The sequence below is a fragment of the Streptomyces sp. NPDC028368 genome (genome assembly GCF_055565615.1).
Map to the genome: position 1 here is coordinate 454,273 of NZ_JBVHTY010000006.1, position 15,692 is coordinate 469,964.

General features: G+C 70.7%; 16 protein-coding genes. 13 read left to right on the forward strand and 3 right to left on the reverse strand.

Going from position 1 to position 15,692, the window contains the following annotated elements:
• Nucleotide 1 precedes the first annotated feature (1 nt).
• From ACZ4S3_RS17325 to ACZ4S3_RS17365, 9 genes are all read left to right on the forward strand, one after another.
• Nucleotides 2-637 (forward strand): riboflavin synthase, encoded by a 636-nt coding sequence (locus ACZ4S3_RS17325; protein WP_467934084.1) that lies wholly within the window; start codon nucleotides 2-4, stop codon nucleotides 635-637.
• Nucleotides 634-1,287 (forward strand): nicotinamide mononucleotide transporter family protein, encoded by a 654-nt coding sequence (locus ACZ4S3_RS17330; protein ID WP_467934087.1) that lies wholly within the window; start codon nucleotides 634-636, stop codon nucleotides 1,285-1,287. The genes ACZ4S3_RS17325 and ACZ4S3_RS17330 overlap by 4 nt, the downstream gene beginning before the upstream one ends.
• Nucleotides 1,284-2,582, forward strand: coding sequence for a bifunctional 3,4-dihydroxy-2-butanone-4-phosphate synthase/GTP cyclohydrolase II (locus ACZ4S3_RS17335; protein WP_467934091.1), 1,299 nt, complete (start codon nucleotides 1,284-1,286; stop codon nucleotides 2,580-2,582). The genes ACZ4S3_RS17330 and ACZ4S3_RS17335 overlap by 4 nt, the downstream gene beginning before the upstream one ends.
• Before the next feature lie 53 nt (nucleotides 2,583-2,635).
• Nucleotides 2,636-3,121, forward strand: coding sequence for a 6,7-dimethyl-8-ribityllumazine synthase (gene ribH / locus ACZ4S3_RS17340; protein ID WP_467934251.1), 486 nt, complete (start codon nucleotides 2,636-2,638; stop codon nucleotides 3,119-3,121).
• 35 nt (nucleotides 3,122-3,156) lie between these two features.
• On the forward strand, nucleotides 3,157-3,429 hold the full coding sequence (locus tag ACZ4S3_RS17345; protein ID WP_400065930.1) for a phosphoribosyl-ATP diphosphatase: 273 nt from the start codon (nucleotides 3,157-3,159) through the stop codon (nucleotides 3,427-3,429).
• Between the two features lie 54 nt (nucleotides 3,430-3,483).
• Nucleotides 3,484-4,332, forward strand: a complete 849-nt coding sequence (hisG, locus tag ACZ4S3_RS17350) for an ATP phosphoribosyltransferase (RefSeq protein ID WP_467934097.1) — start codon at nucleotides 3,484-3,486, stop codon at nucleotides 4,330-4,332.
• 148 nt (nucleotides 4,333-4,480) lie between these two features.
• On the forward strand, nucleotides 4,481-4,945 hold the full coding sequence (locus ACZ4S3_RS17355) for a PH domain-containing protein (protein WP_467934102.1): 465 nt from the start codon (nucleotides 4,481-4,483) through the stop codon (nucleotides 4,943-4,945).
• Nucleotides 4,946-5,119: 174 nt separating this feature from the next.
• Complete coding sequence (locus ACZ4S3_RS17360; RefSeq protein ID WP_467934105.1) at nucleotides 5,120-6,460, forward strand: hemolysin family protein; 1,341 nt, start codon at nucleotides 5,120-5,122, stop codon at nucleotides 6,458-6,460.
• Entirely contained in the window at nucleotides 6,457-7,560 is a 1,104-nt protein-coding gene (locus tag ACZ4S3_RS17365; RefSeq protein WP_467934110.1) for a hemolysin family protein, read from the forward strand. The genes ACZ4S3_RS17360 and ACZ4S3_RS17365 overlap by 4 nt, the downstream gene beginning before the upstream one ends.
• A gap of 29 nt (nucleotides 7,561-7,589) precedes the next feature.
• On the opposite strand, the gene ACZ4S3_RS17370 is transcribed toward ACZ4S3_RS17365, so the two are convergent.
• A complete protein-coding gene (locus ACZ4S3_RS17370; RefSeq protein WP_467934114.1) occupies nucleotides 7,590-9,494 on the reverse strand; it encodes an AAA family ATPase in 1,905 nt (634 codons plus the stop codon).
• Between the two features lie 481 nt (nucleotides 9,495-9,975).
• Complete coding sequence (locus ACZ4S3_RS17375; protein ID WP_467934117.1) at nucleotides 9,976-10,560, reverse strand: uridine kinase family protein; 585 nt, start codon at nucleotides 10,558-10,560, stop codon at nucleotides 9,976-9,978.
• A 190-nt stretch (nucleotides 10,561-10,750) separates the two neighbouring features.
• Here ACZ4S3_RS17375 and ACZ4S3_RS17380 point away from each other — a divergent pair, with 190 nt between their 5' ends.
• Nucleotides 10,751-12,148, forward strand: a complete 1,398-nt coding sequence (locus tag ACZ4S3_RS17380; RefSeq protein ID WP_467934121.1) for a peptidase C39 family protein — start codon at nucleotides 10,751-10,753, stop codon at nucleotides 12,146-12,148.
• Here the strand turns inward: ACZ4S3_RS17380 and ACZ4S3_RS17385 are convergent.
• On the reverse strand, nucleotides 12,096-12,404 hold the full coding sequence (locus ACZ4S3_RS17385) for a tyrosine-type recombinase/integrase (protein ID WP_467934125.1): 309 nt from the start codon (nucleotides 12,402-12,404) through the stop codon (nucleotides 12,096-12,098). The genes ACZ4S3_RS17380 and ACZ4S3_RS17385 overlap by 53 nt on opposite strands.
• A gap of 215 nt (nucleotides 12,405-12,619) precedes the next feature.
• Between ACZ4S3_RS17385 and ACZ4S3_RS17390 the strand changes: the two genes are divergently transcribed.
• The 3 genes from ACZ4S3_RS17390 to ACZ4S3_RS17400 all read left to right on the forward strand — a co-directional run bounded on the left by ACZ4S3_RS17390 (nucleotide 12,620) and on the right by ACZ4S3_RS17400 (nucleotide 15,537).
• On the forward strand, nucleotides 12,620-12,826 hold the full coding sequence (locus tag ACZ4S3_RS17390; protein WP_467934128.1) for a hypothetical protein: 207 nt from the start codon (nucleotides 12,620-12,622) through the stop codon (nucleotides 12,824-12,826).
• A 133-nt stretch (nucleotides 12,827-12,959) separates the two neighbouring features.
• Complete coding sequence (locus tag ACZ4S3_RS17395) at nucleotides 12,960-13,430, forward strand: hypothetical protein (protein WP_467934132.1); 471 nt, start codon at nucleotides 12,960-12,962, stop codon at nucleotides 13,428-13,430.
• A complete protein-coding gene (locus ACZ4S3_RS17400) occupies nucleotides 13,387-15,537 on the forward strand; it encodes an ATP-binding protein (RefSeq protein WP_467934135.1) in 2,151 nt (716 codons plus the stop codon). The genes ACZ4S3_RS17395 and ACZ4S3_RS17400 overlap by 44 nt, the downstream gene beginning before the upstream one ends.
• The last annotated feature ends 155 nt before the right edge of the window (nucleotides 15,538-15,692 follow it).

A 15,692-nucleotide genomic window follows, 5' to 3' on the forward strand; every position in this document is an offset into this window, starting at 1 on the left:
AGTGTTCACCGGAATCGTCGAAGAACTGGGTGAGGTCGTCGCCGTCGAGAACCTCGGCGACAGCTCTCGCTTCCGGCTGCGTGGGCCCGTCGTCACCGACGGCGCCAAGCACGGCGACTCCATCGCCGTCAACGGCGTCTGTCTGACCGTCGTGGAGACCAAAGACGGTGAATTCACCGCCGATGTGATGGCCGAGACGCTCCACCGTTCCAGCCTCGGTGCGCTGGCCGCCGGTTCGCGGGTCAACCTGGAGCGCCCGATGCCGCTCGGCGGCCGGCTCGGCGGTCATCTCGTCCAGGGCCACGTCGACGGCACCGGCACCATCGCCGAGCGCACCCCCGGCGAACACTGGGAGATCGTCAAGATCGAGCTGCCCGCCGCGCTCGCCTGCTATGTCGTCGAGAAGGGCTCCATCACCGTCGACGGCGTCAGCCTGACCGTCGTCGACGCCGCCGACGACCACTTCACCATCAGCCTCATCCCCACCACGCTCGACCTGACCACCCTGGGCATCAAGCAGGTCGGCGACCCCGTCAACCTCGAGGTCGACATCCTCGCCAAGTACGTCGAGCGGCTGCTCGGCCGGGGCGCCCAGGACGACAACGACCTCGCGGAAATCAAGGAGATGGACCGTTGAGCGCCTTCGGCTGGCTGAACGGCGAGGCCTTCACGGCCTTCGGACAGCACGTCATCTGGTCGGACATGGTCGGCAACACCATCGGCCTGGCGGCCCTCGCCCTCGGCTGGCGGCGGTCCATATGGACCTGGCCCGCGCAGTTCCTCTCCGGCGTCATCCTCGTCGCCGCCTACGCCTCCGCCCACCTCAGCGGCGGCATCGGCAAACAGCTGCTCGTCATCGGCGTGGCGCTGTGGGGCTGGCGGCAGTGGCAGCGCGGCCGGCAGCAGGCGCAGGACGGCTCCATCGCCGTACGGTTCGCCGGATGGCGCGAGCGCGGCCTGCTGATCGGCGGTACGGCCCTGGGCACCGCGGCCGTCGGCGGACTGTTCACTCTGATCCCGCAGCTGTCCTGGAACCCCTGGCCGGACGCCTACATCTTCGTCGGCACGCTCGCCGCGATGGTCGCCCAGGCACGCGGCCTGGTCGAGTTCTGGTTCGCCTGGCTGCTGGTCGACGTCGTCGGCGTCCCGCTCGCCTTCAGCAGCGGCCTCGCCTTCTCCGGCTTCGTCTACGTCGTCTATCTCGCCCTCGTCGTGTGGGGCATGCGTGACTGGTGGCTGCGTTCCCGGGCCGCCGCCGGCCCCGTCCTGGAAGGAGCAGCGGCATGACCGCACTGCAGAGCTGGTACGACGCCGAGAACGTCGATGCGGCGGCGGAGCTGACGCTGGACCCCGTCGAGCGGGCCATCGCCGATATCGCCGCGGGCCGCCCCGTCGTCGTCGTGGACGACGAGAACCGCGAGAACGAAGGCGACCTCGTCATCGCGGCCGAGAAGGCCACCCCCGAGATCGTCGCGTTCATGATGAGCGAGTGCCGCGGACTGATCTGCGCCCCCATGGAGGGCGCCGAGCTGGACCGGCTGGAACTCCCGCAGATGGTCGACAACAACACCGAATCGATGCAGACGGCCTTCACCGTCTCCGTCGACGCCACCGCCGCGCACGGCATCACCACCGGCATCTCCGCCGCCGACCGCGCCACCACGCTGCGGCTGCTCGCCTCCGGCGACTCGGTCCCCGGTGACTTCGTACGGCCCGGCCACATCTTCCCGCTGCGCGCCAAGCCCGGCGGCGTACTGGTCCGCAACGGCCACACCGAGGCCGGCGTCGACCTCGCCCGGCTGGCCGGACTCCGCCCGGCCGCCGCCATCGTGGAGATCGCCGGCGAGGACGGCACCATGCTGCGGCTGCCCGAGCTGGTCCCGTTCGCCCGTAAGCACGGCCTGTCCATCATCTCCATCGAGGACCTGATCGCCTACCGCCGGACCTCAACCCCCTCCGTCCGCCGCGAGGCCGAGACCCGGCTGCCCACCGCGCACGGCGAGTACACCGCCTACGGCTACCGCTCCACCGTCGACGGCGTCGAGCACATCGCGCTGGTCGCCGGTGAGATCGGCGACGGCGAGGACGTCCTGGTGCGGGTCCACTCCGAGTGCCTGACCGGCGACATCTTCCACTCGCTGCGCTGCGACTGCGGCCCCCAGCTCGAGGCCTCGCTGCAGCGGATCACCGAGGCCGGGCGCGGCGTGGTCATCTACCTCCGCGGCCACGAAGGCCGCGGTATCGGACTGCTGTCCAAGCTGCGCGCCTACGAACTCCAGGAGCGCGGCCGCGACACCCTCGACGCCAACCTCGAACTGGGGCTGCCCGCCGACTCCCGCGACTACGCCGCGGGCGCACAGATGCTCCAGGACCTGGGCGTGCGCTCGCTGCGCCTGATGACCAACAACCCCGAGAAGACCGCCGCCCTGGTGCGGCACGGCCTCAAGGTCACCGGCCGCGAGCCGATGCCCGTCCAGGCCGGCGAGCACAACCTGCGGTATCTGCGCACCAAGCGGGACCGTATGGGCCACGACCTGCCCTGGCTCGATCCCGAGCACGCAACCACCTGCGGCAACCAGTAGCCCCCTACCACCCGTCAGCACAGACCAGCATCATCACCCGTATGAGGAGAACCGTGAGCGGCAAGGGCGCACCCGAACTGACCGTGAAGAACTGTGGCGACCTGCGGGTGGCCGTGATCGCCGCGCAGTGGCACGAGCAGGTGATGGACGGCCTGGTGGACGGCGCGCTGCGGGCGCTGACCGAGCTCGGCATCGACGAGCCGACGCTGCTGCGGGTGCCCGGTGCCTTCGAGCTGCCGGTCGTCGCCAAGGTCCTGGCCGGGCGCGGCTATGACGCGGTGGTCGCGCTCGGCGTCGTCATCAAGGGCGGCACCCCGCACTTCGACTACGTCTGCCAGGGCGTCACCCAGGGCCTCACCCAGGTCTCGGTGGACACCGGCGTCCCCATCGGCTTCGGCGTGCTGACCTGCGACACCGAGCAGCAGGCCCTGGACCGGGCCGGCCTGGAGGGATCGACGGAGGACAAGGGCCACGAAGCGGTCACCGCCGCGGTCGCCACCGCCGCCACGCTGCGCACGGTCAGCGAACCCTGGCGCTGAAGCGAACGGGCCGACCGCGTAGGGTAGGCGTCACCATGTCCAAGAAGACTTTCGAGGAGCTCTTCGCCGAGCTCCAGCAGAAGGCCGCCACCGGCGACCCCGCCACCTCCCGTACCGCCGAGCTGGTGCAGGCCGGTGTCCATACGATCGGCAAGAAGGTCGTCGAAGAGGCCGCCGAGGTCTGGATGGCCGCGGAGTACGAATCCGACGAGGCCGCCGCCGAGGAGATTTCCCAGCTCCTCTACCACCTTCAGGTGATGATGATCGCCAAGGGAATCTCCCTCGACGACGTCTACGCCCACCTCTGATCCACCCCCACAGTTCTCCTCTCAACTCCCTTCACCGCAAAGGAACCTGCACTCATGCTGCGCATCGCTGTCCCCAACAAGGGTTCACTGTCCGAGCCTGCGTCGGCGATGCTGCATGAGGCCGGCTACCGCCAGCGCAAGGACCGCAGGGAACTGGTCCTGGTCGACGCCGAGAACGAGGTCGAGTTCTTCTTCCTGCGCCCGCGCGACATCGCGGTCTACGTCGGCTCCGGCAAGCTCGACATCGGCATCACCGGTCGCGACCTGCTGCTGGACTCCGGCTCGCACGCCGAGGAGATCATGCAGCTCGGCTTCGCCGGCTCGACCTTCCGCTACGCCACCCGTCCGGGCACCGCCAAGGACGTCACCGAGTTCGGCGGCATGACGATCGCCACCTCGTTCTCCGGCCTGGTCACCCAGCACCTCGCCGACAACGGCGTGGACGCCTCCGTCGTGCACCTCGACGGCGCCGTCGAGACCGCCATCCAGCTCGGCGTCGCCCAGATCATCGCCGATGTCGTGGAGACCGGCACCACGCTGCGCAACGCCGGCCTGGAGATCATCGGGGAGCCGATCCTCACGTCGGAAGCGGTCGTCATCCGCCGCGCCGGCGCCCCCGAGGACGACCCGAAGGTGCGCCAGTTCCTGCGCCGTATGCAGGGCGTCCTGGTGGCCCGCCGCTACGTGATGATGGACTACGACATCCGCGTCGAGCACGTCGAGAAGGCCGTCGCCCTCACCCCCGGCCTGGAGTCGCCCACCGTCTCCCCGCTGCACCACGAGGGCTGGGTCGCGGTTCGCTCGATGGTCCCGTCCAAGGAGGCCCAGCGCATCATGGACGAGCTCTACGACCTCGGCGCCCGCGCGATCCTCACCACCGGTATCCACGCCTGCCGGCTCTGACCGCCCTCCCCCAAGCTCTCGACTTGGCTCGAGCAGGGGGGACCCCCATCCCCGCCGACGACGGAAGACCGACGACGTGTCCGCCGAGCCCGTTTCCGAACCTTCCCCCGAGCTGTCGACCGCGCTCGAACAGGGGGGACCCCCACCAATGACCGGCCTCCCGGTGACGTTCCGGCCGGCCCGTACCCGGGCCGTCCTGTACACCGCCGGCATCGCCCAGCTCGCCGCCCTGACGGTGATCGCGCTGCTGCTGCCGAAGCTGACCGGTGGCGAGCGGCTCAGCTTCGTCGTCACGGGGCTGCTGATCCTGGCCGTCCTTCTGCTGCTCGGCCGCCCCAAGGTGGTCGCGCGGCAGGAGGGCATCACCGTCGTCAACCTCACCACCAAGCGGGAACTGGCCTGGGCCCAGGTGCTGCGGGTCAACCTCCGGGCCGGTGACCCCTGGGTGCATCTCGACCTCGCCGACGGCACCAGCCTGCCCGCCATGGGCATCCAGCCCGGCATCGCCCGGGACGCGGCCCTGCGCGACGCCCGCGCGCTGCGCGACCTCGTCGAGAGCCACGGCACCGGCGACGGCGAGAACCACGGCACCGGCGACCACACGGCCCGGTGAGCCTGCCCTTATCCGGGCCCGGCTGATTACTCTGTTCCCCTGGGTGCTCCCTGCGCCCTGCCCCTGATGGGGCCCACCGCGAACCGAGGAGTGACTCCCTCCGGCAATGGACGGATCGTCCTGTAGTACCTGCGCCGCCCCTCCCCAACCCCCGCATACCACGGAGGCGGCGGCATGACCGGCCCCCTGCTGCTGCTCGCGGCGGCCCTTGTCCTGATCCTGGCCAACGGTTTCTTCGTGGCCGCCGAGTTCGGACTCGTCACCGTCGAGAAGGCGGACGCCGAGCGCGCCGCGGCCGACGGCGACCGGCGCGCCGCCACCGTTGTCTCCGCACTCCGCGAACTCTCCTTCCAGCTGTCCGGCACCCAACTGGGCATCACGATCACCTCCCTGGTGGTCGGCATGCTCGCCGAGCCCGCGCTGGCCCGGCTGCTGGACGGCCCGCTGCTCGCCACCGGCCTGCCCAAGGCCGCGGCCCCCGGCGTCGCCGTCGTCCTCGGCATGCTGGTGGCCTCCGGTGTCCAGATGGTCATCGGCGAGCTGGTGCCCAAGAACTGGGCGGTCTCCAAGCCGCTGCACGTCGCGCGCTTCGTCGCCGGCCCGCAGAACGCCTTCTCGCGCTTCTTCCGCCCGGTGATCACCCTCCTCAACACCGTCGCCAACCGCCTCGTCCGCTCCCTGGGCGTGGAGCCGACCGATGAGCTGGCGTCCGCCCGGACCCCCGGCGAACTGGTCTCACTCGCCCGGCACTCCGCGCAGGCCGGCGCGATCGAGCAGGACACCGCCGACCTGTTCGTACGAAGCCTCTCGCTGGGCGATCTGACCGCGGAGAACGTCATGACGCCGCGGGTACGGGTCAGTGCCCTGCAGGCCTCCGCGACCGCCGAGGACGTGGTGAACCTCACCCGCGCCACCGGCCTCTCCCGCTTCCCCGTCTACCGCACCCGGCTCGACGAGGTCGTCGGCATGGTGCACCTCAAGGACGCGCTGGCCATACCGGCGCACGAGCGGCTGCGCACCCCGGCGGGCCGGATCGCGGTGCCGCCGCTGCTGGTGCCCGAGACGCTGCCGGTGCAGCCGCTGCTGGAGCGGCTGCGCAGCGAACAGCCCATCGCGGTCGTCGTCGACGAGTACGGCGGCACGGCCGGTGTGGTCACGCTGGAGGACATCATCGAGGAGCTCGTCGGCGAGGTCCGCGACGAACACGACCGCGTGGACCTGCCCGAGCTGGGCCAGGCCCCGGCCGAGGACGGCCGCCCCGCCTGGGACGCCGACGGCGGCTGCCGGGTCGACACGCTGCGGCGGATCGGCCTGGAGGCCCCCGACGGTCCGTACGAGACGGTGGCGGGACTGGTGGCACACATACTCGGCAGGATCCCGGCCCCCGGCGACACCGCCGAACTCGACGGCTGGCGGCTGCGGGTCCGGCTGGTCTCGCACCACCGTGCCGAGCGGATAAGGATCGTACGGACCGTGCCGACCGCCCCGGCGCTCGCCGCGGAGGTGGCCCGATGACCCTGGCCCAGCTTCTCTTCGCGATACTCCTCGTGCTGGCCAACGGCTTCTTCGTCGGCGCCGAATTCGCCCTGGTCTCGGTACGCCGCAGCCAGATCGAGCCGCTGGCGACGGAAGGCTCCAAACGGGCCCGGCAGGTCCTGCACGGCCTGGAGAACCTCCCGCAGATGATGGCCGCCGCCCAGTTCGGCATCACCGTCTGCTCCCTGACGCTCGGCGCGGTCGCCGAGCCGACCGTCGCCGGCCTCCTGGAGCCGGCCTTCGAGGCGGTCCACCTCCCCGACCCGCTGATCCACCCCCTCGGCTATGTCATAGCCCTGGCGCTGGTCGTCTTCCTCCACCTCGTCATCGGCGAGATGGTCCCCAAGAACATGGCGATGGCGGCGCCCGAGAAGACCGCCCTGTGGTTCAGCCCCGGCCTGGTCGCCTTCGCGCGGCTGTGCCGTCCGGTCACCGCACTGCTCGGCGCCTGCGCCCATGGTGTGCTGCGGCTCTTCAGCGTCGAGCCCAAGGACGAGGTCGAGGCGGTCTTCACCAGCGAGCAGCTGACCCACCTCGTCGAGGATTCCGGCCAGGCGGGCCTGCTGGAGCCGGCCGAACAGGAGCGGCTCTCCGACGCCCTGGAGCTCGGCAGCCGCCCCGTCACCGACGTCCTCCTCGACCGGGCGGGCCTGATCACCGTCGATCCGACGGTGACACCCCGCCAGGTGGAGGAGCTGACCGTCAAGACCGGCTACTCCCGGTTCCCGGTCTGCGCGCCCGGCGGCGCGTACATGGGCTATCTGCACGTCAAGGACGTTCTGGACCTGGAGGAGCGGGACCGCGCGGTGCCGCAGCGCGTCTGGCACCCGATGGCCACCCTCCGCGCCGAGCTGCCCCTGGACGACGCGCTGACGGCAATGCGCCGTGCCGCCTCCCATCTGGCCGCGGTCGCCGACGGAACCGGCCGGGTGCTCGGCCTGGTCGCTCTCGAGGACGTCCTGGAGATGCTGGTCGGCGAGGTCCGCGACCCGGCCCACCGCCGGACGCCCGCGGCCCGCACCGAGCGCATCGGCGAACCGCGTGCGCTGCCGGAGGAGGACCGGGCGCTGGCGGGCTGACGGGGGCGGGCGCCGACGGGGCCGTACGCCTAAAGGTCCAGTCCCTTGGGCGGCGGCCCCTGCGCACCGGGCCCGCGGCCGGACAGCACCTCCCCGTACGCCTGCATCAGGTCCGGCAGCCGCAGCGTGGCGAGGTCGTCGCGGGACGGGGTGCCGCGCCAGGTGGACAGCCGCAGATCGCGGTAGGCACAGCTCTTCTCGTACAGGGTGCGCAGAAAGCGGCCGTTGCCGAGCTCGTCGATCCAGCCCTGGTCGACGACATGGCCGCTGATGCTGCACAGCTCGTCGCGGGCCTCGTCGTCCCAGCGGTCGCCGTTCTCGGCGGCCAGCACCTCGCCGATGGCGGTCAGTTCCAGCGGCCGGTAGCTGGGGAAGTCGACGCGGCTGGTGAAGCGGGAGGACAGGCCGGGGTTGGCGGCGAGCAGCCGGTCCATGCCCTCCGGGTAGCCGGCCAGGATGACCACGAGCCGGTCGCGGTTGTCCTCGGCGCGCTTGAGCAGCACCTGCAGGGCCTCGTCGCCGTACGCATCGCCCTTGCTGTAGCCGGAGTTGGACAGGCTGTACGCCTCGTCGACGAACAGCACCCCGCCCAGCGCCGAGTCGATCAGCTCATTGGCCTTGACGGCGGTCTGGCCCAGGAACTCCCCGACCAGGTCCGCGCGTTGAGCCTCGACGAGGTGGTCGCCGCCGAGCAGCCCCAGCGCGTAGAAGACCCGCCCCAGTATCCGGGCCACGGTCGTCTTGCCGGTACCGGACGGGCCGGAGAAGACGAAGTGCCGCTTGGGCGGCTGTACGGGCAGTCCCTGGCTCGCGCGCAGCCGCGCCATCCGCAGCTGGGCCGACAGCGCACGCACCTGCCGCTTGACCGGCTCCATGCCGACCATCCGCTCCAGCTCGGCCAGCGCCCTCTCCAGCAGGACCGGGTCGGCGGGGCCGGCGGGCAGCCGCTCGGCGCCGCGCGGGACCGGCGCCGCGGCCTTGAGCCGGGCGGTGGTGTCGCTGCCGGGCGGTGGTCCGGCGAGGTCGGGATCCGGCCCGTCCGGCTCGCCGGCCGCCAGCAGTTCGCGGCCGTCCACCGGGTCGAGCGGTGCGACCGGGTCCAGATCGCCGGCCGCTTCCTGGCCGGCGCCGGCGGCGGAGACCGTCGCCAGGCCGGGGCCCTCGTCCAGGCCGTCCGCCTCGGCGATGGCGGCCAGCCGCGCCGCGGTGTCCATGAACGCCCGGTCGACGCGGTGCACCGCGCGGTAGAGGGGGAGGGCCGCGGCGCTGCGACCGGTGCCCTCATGGGCGCGGGCGAGCCAGTAGCGCAGTTCCTTGCGCTGCGGCTGCTCGCTGCGGCAGCGCATCAGCGCGGTGGCCAGCAGCGGCTCGGCCTGCCCGTACATCTCCAGCCGCACCCGCGCCATGCCGCCGAACAGCCCCGCCTCGATGCCCAGCACCGGGTCGGTGAGCAGCGACTCGGTGTGCCGTACGAGCTGGTCCCAGTCCTTGACGAGGTAGGCGCGGCAGGCGTGCAGAAAGCGGACCTGGGGGTCGGTGTCGACCGGCGGGCAGCCGGCCAGTGCCTGGTCGAGCTCGGCGACATGGCGGCCGTCCAGCCAGTGCGAGGCGTGCGCGAGCAGCAGATCGCGGCCGGTTTCCAGCACCGGCTGGACCCACCAGCCCAGCCAGTACCAGGAGTTGAGGGTGCGTCGGTGGCGGGTGCGCTGTTCGCCGAAGCGGTCGCGGTGCTGGTGCATCCGCAGCAGCGCGGTGGAGGTGTCGGCGCGCAGCGCGTGCAGGCCGAGCCAGGCGTCGGCCATCGTGGGATCGAGCCCGACCGCGGCCCGGAACTCCTCCTCGGCCTGCGGATACGCGCCCACGGTGTAGGCATCGACCGCGCGCAGCCAGGCGAGTTCGGCCGGGGCGGGCGAGCCCTGCGTGCCGAAATCCATCCCGTCCCCCCACAAAACGTCCCCCGAGGTGTGCGCCACCGGGTGTGTGCCGGGCCGCGGCCACCCGAACCGGCATACGGCAGGCGGGAGTTGTCCCTCGCCGCGCGCACGGCGGTCCGGGCCCTTCGGGGGCACAGACTCGCATCGTACCCGCGAGATCGGTGCAGGCCGTAGAGGGCGGCACGGGGGAGAGCGGTGGGAATGGCAGGGCTCGGCGGCGCGAAGAGTTCGGTGACCGAGGGTGAGGGACGGGCGGCGCGCGGGCGGCCCGGAGAAGTACTTTCACACAGAACGAAGCCCCCGATCACGGGGGAACAACCGGGGGCTTCGCGTCTGCGGGCGGTCCGTTGAACCGCACATTGAGAACGTAAGTCCTGTACGCCCCCTAGGTCAAGCCGAGTTGGGGCACTCGGCGGGACCCTGTCGTCGTCTCCGCGTGTCGCGGCCGAGGTCCGTTACGGAGCGTGAAATCCGGGGGTGATCATGTTGTTCCTGAGGGCCTCACACGTACCTCGTACCCCATCTGCCCCTGGTGCACCAGGAAATCGGCGTAGGGGCGCGAGGGATCCGCCGCAAAGTGCCGGCGCTCCGCACGGATCCAGCCATCCCAGAAGACCGAAAGGCCCGGCCCATCCCGGAGTTGACCCCTTTTCCATGAGTGTTCGCGCTCCAGTTCCATCCACAGGAGGCATGCCAGATACGGGCGCAGCGCGCGGCGGCCCGCGCCGACGCCCTCGACCAGTACCACCGGCGCGGGCGCCAGCTCCCGCCGCTCGGTGAAGGCGCGCCGGACCCAGTCGTACACCCCGTACCGTGCGCTCTCGCCCCGGGACAGCGGCTCCAGCACCTGCTCCCGGAACCGTCCGCTCCAGGCGAAGGGCTCGTCGTGGGTGGCCAGGTCATCGGTGTGTACCACCGGCGCACCGCCGAGCGCGTCCGCCAGCCGCCCGGCGAAGGTGCTCTTTCCCGACCCCGCGTGCCCGTCCACCGCGATCAGCCGGACCGGCCCGCAGGAGGGCGGCAGGGCGCGCAGCTGGGCGGCGAGCGGGGTCAGATCCTGTTCCATCGCGTCAGCGTACGTCAGTGGTCCACACCAATATTCCTGCGGCGACGCGCGCCGAACCGCTGGCCGAAGGCCGTGGGGAACGGAGATAGTTGGGCCATCGCTGACATGCACGTGTCCGCCCGCCGTTCCCGTCCCGACTCCTCGCACCCGATCGAGCCCGATCGCACGCATCCGACTGGGGGACCTCCATATGACCAGCACCGCGCCGCGGCGTACCGTCCTGGCTGCCGCGCTCGCCGCCGCGGCGGGCGTAGCCACCCCCTTGGCGCACGCCGCCGACGAGCCCCGTACGGCCGCCGGCGCGGCCACCGGCGCCACCGCGAAGAACACCGCAGCCCGCAGATCGAAGAGCCTCGTGGACTATCACGCCTGGACCACCGCCGCCGACTGGCATGCAGGCAAGCATCGCGGCACCTGCGCCGTCCACGGCGCCCGCCCCGGCATCCGTATCGCGCGGCCCCTCGGCACCGTCGACTACCAGGACCCGCACACCCACAAGACCACCACCTGGGAATACGCCACCTGGACGTCCCCCGTACACACCCTCAGGGTCCCGGCCACCGAGGCCGTCGCCTCCTGGAACGCGCACACCCCGGCCGGCACCTGGATCACCGTCGAACTGCGCGGCACCTACAGCGCAGGCGGCCGCACGCCCTGGTACGTCATGGGCCACTGGACCGCGGGCGACGGCGACGCCGATATCCGCCGGACCTCCGTCGACGGCCAGAAGGACGGCAAGAGCAGCATCTCCACGGATACCTTCGCCATCGACGCGCCGGCGAGCGGGCTGCGGCTGGCCTCGTACGAGCTGCGCGTGACACTCCACCGCAAGCCCGGCACCGCGCTCACCCCCACCATCTGGCGGCTGGGCGCCATGGGCTCCGACATCCCCGACCGCTTCGAGGTCCCGGCCTCCGCGCCCGGCCTGGTCGGCCGCGAGCTGTCCGTACCCCGCTACTCACAGGAGATCCACAAGGGCCAGTACCCGCAGTACGACAACGGGGGAGAGGCGTGGTGCAGCCCCACCTCCTCCCAGATGATCATCGAGTCCTGGGGCCGCAAACCGACCCGCGAGGACCTGGCCTGGGTCGACCCCGACTACGCCGACCCCCAGGTCTGCCACGCCGCCCGTCACACCTTCGACTACCAGTACGACGGCTGCGGCAACTGGCCCTTCAACGCGGCCTACGCCGCCACGTACCAGGGCCTCCAGGCGATCGTCACCCGCCTGGGCTCCCTCACGGACGCCGAGCGTCTCGTCCACGCCGGTATCCCGGTCATAACGTCCCAGTCCTTCTTGAAGACCGAGCTGCACGGGGCGGGGTACGGCACCGCCGGGCATCTGATGACCGTGATCGGCTTCACGCGGGACGGCGACATCATCGCCAACGACCCGGCGTCGCCCGACGATCCGGCCGTACGGCGCGTCTACAATCGTCGGCAGTTCGAAAACATCTGGCTGCGGACGAAGCGCTACGACGAAAAAGGCCAGGTCAAGAGCGGTAGTGGAGGCGTCTGCTACCTCTACTTCCCGGCTAAGCCAGCACCAACTCAGCACCGGGTACTCGCGGAGCTGGGAATCCGCTGAGCATGTGCACCCCGAAGGTGGCCTCGATGACCTGACGGCAGCGCTCGCTGCCGTCGAGGGTGAGGTGGCCGTAGCGGTCCACCGTGATCTTGATCGAGCTGTGGCCCATCCACCGCGACACCTCGTGGATGGGCACACCGTTGCTCAGGGGCACGGTGGCCCACTTGTGCCGGAGGTCGTGCGGGTTGTAGTCGGGAAGCCCGAGGCGTTTGAGGGCGCGGTCCCAGGACTTACGGAAAAGGTCGGGATAGATCATTCCCCCGGCTTGATTCCGTATGGGGAGTCGTTCAACGAGCGGACCGCATCGCCGCCGTGGTCAAGCCGCAACCGTGGCCGACGAGGCGCTGAACTACGCACTTCGCAGGGACGCGAATGGCGCGAAAAACCATGGCTTCAACACAAAGATGCCTACGTCAATTGACGCCGCAGAGGCCGACCAGGCTCTCGCTCTGGGCCAAGCATGGCCACAAGATGACCGACAAACAGCAGAGTCAGCTGAACCGGATCCTCGAAGTCAACGAGCACGAAAAGAGGTTCTCCGAGAGGTTCGCCATCGGTCTCGGCCCCAAGGGCACGCTGGACTTCTGGTCCGACATGGCCGACCCGGAGCAGAAGCCCTACCAGCCGTCGGTTGCCCCCGACAAGGAACGACGTGAGCTGCTGAAGCACGCCAAGTGAACCTGGGCACCACGCTGGCGACCGCGACACACAGCGACAGTGCCGGGACGAAGCACTGGGGGAGCGAAGTGGTCGACCTGGGTGGGCGGCGCCTCGGCGCTCCCAATGCGGGGCGAATCCGTACGGCTTCCAAGTGATGAGCAACCTGATGCGGCACGGAAACTACGACTCCGACTTCCGGCATGACTATGGGAAGGGACTTCTCAAGGTGAACCGGAGCATGAATCCTTCCATCAAGGGAGCCCCCAATGCTTGGACATTCCAGATCGATTCCGACCTGAACTTCGGCAGTTCCAACGACCGTGGAATCGACCCTATGACCGGCTACATGGAGGCCCTCGGTCACAACCACAACGCTTCCACAGAGTTCTTCCAGTCCGACAAGAACCTCGAATACCTGATGAAGGACCGGCAGTGGCCGGACGATTCGACTGCAGACGGAGACGCCAAGGACGGTCTGGCGGGTTACGACTCTTTCACCCCGTGCGACGCCCCTAGGATGATCGGCGTACGGTCAACACGCCTTGACGGTGCCGGACGGACAGGACAACGGGGAGACAATGACCAGTCCGACCCAGGCCCCAGGACGGACCAAGGCCCATGAGCCCCACCCCTACATCGGGGGGCGCAATGCCGCGCTGCGCGCGCTCACCGCGTGGCGGATGGAGCGGCCGGGTGCGCCTCGGGTCGTCATCCTGACCGGAAGTCCGGGCACCGGGTGTTCGCGGCTGCTCACGGGGTTCCTGATGCTCTGCGACCCGGAGTATCGCAAGGGGCTCGAGCTGGACACGCTCGATCCGGCGACCGTGCCTCCGGACTTGCCCGCACCCGCGGTGCCGAGCGTCGCCGGGCTGACGGCAGCGCAGACACTGTGGCTGCTCGCCGATCACTACGAGTTGTCCGCGACCCGCACCGCCGACATCTTCCCCGAACTCGGCCAACTCCCGTTGTCCGGGCGGCCGGTGACGATCGTGGTGCCGGATGTGGATCGAGCCGGTCCGGTGCGGGGGACGGGTGAGCCCGCGCACGTGGTGCGGGACGCGCTGAAGCCCCTCGCCGCCGTCGATTCCATACGCCTTCTCGCCGACGTGCCCCGGGAGTTCGCCTTCGAGCTCGCCGAGGGCCTGCCGCCCGGCGTGGCCCAGATCATCGACCTCGACGCACCCGAGTGGGCCGACCCCGAAGGGCTTGTGCTGCAGGCCGAGGTCCTGCTCAATCCCCAATTTGGCGCCCCGGAGCTGCCATTCACGACCGAGCCTGACGCTCGACGCGCGCTCGCCGAGGTGATCGCCCGGCACGCGGGACACGGCGCGGGCAGCCGTCTGACCGTGCATCTCGCCGTGCAGTCGATCCTGATGCACCCGGAGGGGTTCGACCCGGCAGATGCGAGCCAACTGCCCGGCAGCGTCGGCGAAGTGCTCGATCTGCACGCCCAGCGACTTGACACCCACCCCCGCATCCTGCGGCAGTTCCTCGCGCCCCTCGCCCTTGCCGAGGGCGACGGCCTGCCCGTGCACCTGCTGACCCCGCTCGCCTCCGCCGTCGCCGGGCGGGATATTGGCGAGGACATGGCGCGGGGCATGCTGCTCGCCGCCCCCTTCATCCGCCCCATCGAGAGGGCCGGCGAAGGCATCCCCGAGGGCGAGCGGACGCTCCTTGGATTGCAGCACCCGGGCATCGGCGAGGCCGTTCGGGCAGGCATTCCGGATGTTCCGGGCGCTCAGGCGCGTATCGCCATGGAGTTGCTGGAGGCCGTACCTTGTCAGGACTGGGCGAAGGCAGGGGCGTACGTTCGCGATCACATCGCGGGACACACCCTGGAGGCCGGTTTGCTCCCCCGGCTCCTCACCGACCCCGGCCTGTTCGCCCACGCCGAGCCGGTGCGGTTGCGCGCCGCGGTGGAGGCCGTACCCCCGGAGCGGTTGGACGCACCGGCGCGCACATATCTGCGTACGGCCCCGCTGCTCACCCGCACCCAGGCACCCGCAATCCTTCGAGCGGCGCTCCTGGAGACCGCGTTCGTCGAAGACGGACTGCCGGAGTACGCGGCGGTGTTGCGCCGCATGGTGCCCGAGCTTCCCTGGCACACCCTGTGGAGCGTACCGGTCGCTGGGGTCGACGCCGTGACCGTCGGCAAACTGCCCCCGTCCGCGGTCGCGTCGGACAGCGCCGCGGAGGCTCCTGCGAAGCAGGAGCCTCCGGAGTCGGCCCCGCTCGCGGTCGCCGTAAGTACGGTTCCTCAAGGCACCCCGAGTTCAAGCCCGTTGAAGGCCGACGATCCCAAGGCCCCCGCCGTACTGGTGCAGGACCTTGCCACTGGCTCCGTCATCGATGCCGACCCGACCCAGATCCTGCGCCCCTCGGATGACGAGCGCGCCACGGGGCCGCTCGGGTTCAGCCGCGGCGCCGACTATGTACGCGTCTGGCGTCGCGGCGAGCGGAAGGGCGACGAGAAGATCGTCACGGCCCTGATCTCCGCCACGCCCTTCACGGGAACCGACCTCTCCCCCGACGGCATCCTCCTGGTTGCCACGGAAGGCGGTGTGAAGGCGCTGCAGATCCGCCCGGCGCAGCCCTATGCCACGACCGCTCGGCGCTCCGTACCCGACCCCCAGGAAGCCGAGCCCGAGCCCGCACGGGCCCCCGAGCCCAAGCCGGAAGCCGCACAGGCTCCACAAGCCCCCGGGCCCGATGCCCACCCGACCGCCTGACACCTACCCACCGCAGACCGTTAGCCTCAAAGGCCCGAAGCCCCGAAGCCTCTCGAAGGCGCCCGCATCAGACCGCCTGCACTCAGGCCCACTCGGACGAGGGCCGCGGAGCTCGCCCGGCACCGACCCCGGCCGCACCGGCCCCGTCCGCCCGA

Excerpts from the sequence above, each read along its gene's own strand:
- ACZ4S3_RS17335 (WP_467934091.1), top strand. The coding sequence starts at position 1,284 with ATGACCGCACTGCAGAGCTGGTACGACGCCGAGAACGTCGATGCGGCG.
- ACZ4S3_RS17345 (WP_400065930.1), top strand. The coding sequence starts at position 3,157 with ATGTCCAAGAAGACTTTCGAGGAGCTCTTCGCCGAGCTCCAGCAGAAG.
- hisG (WP_467934097.1), top strand. The coding sequence starts at position 3,484 with ATGCTGCGCATCGCTGTCCCCAACAAGGGTTCACTGTCCGAGCCTGCG.
- ACZ4S3_RS17355 (WP_467934102.1), top strand. The coding sequence starts at position 4,481 with ATGACCGGCCTCCCGGTGACGTTCCGGCCGGCCCGTACCCGGGCCGTC.
- ACZ4S3_RS17360 (WP_467934105.1), top strand. The coding sequence starts at position 5,120 with ATGACCGGCCCCCTGCTGCTGCTCGCGGCGGCCCTTGTCCTGATCCTG.
- ACZ4S3_RS17365 (WP_467934110.1), top strand. The coding sequence starts at position 6,457 with ATGACCCTGGCCCAGCTTCTCTTCGCGATACTCCTCGTGCTGGCCAAC.
- ACZ4S3_RS17370 (WP_467934114.1), bottom strand. The coding sequence starts at position 9,494 with ATGGATTTCGGCACGCAGGGCTCGCCCGCCCCGGCCGAACTCGCCTGG.
- ACZ4S3_RS17375 (WP_467934117.1), bottom strand. The coding sequence starts at position 10,560 with ATGGAACAGGATCTGACCCCGCTCGCCGCCCAGCTGCGCGCCCTGCCG.
- ACZ4S3_RS17380 (WP_467934121.1), top strand. The coding sequence starts at position 10,751 with ATGACCAGCACCGCGCCGCGGCGTACCGTCCTGGCTGCCGCGCTCGCC.
- ACZ4S3_RS17385 (WP_467934125.1), bottom strand. The coding sequence starts at position 12,404 with ATGATCTATCCCGACCTTTTCCGTAAGTCCTGGGACCGCGCCCTCAAA.
- ACZ4S3_RS17390 (WP_467934128.1), top strand. The coding sequence starts at position 12,620 with ATGACCGACAAACAGCAGAGTCAGCTGAACCGGATCCTCGAAGTCAAC.
- ACZ4S3_RS17400 (WP_467934135.1), top strand. The coding sequence starts at position 13,387 with ATGACCAGTCCGACCCAGGCCCCAGGACGGACCAAGGCCCATGAGCCC.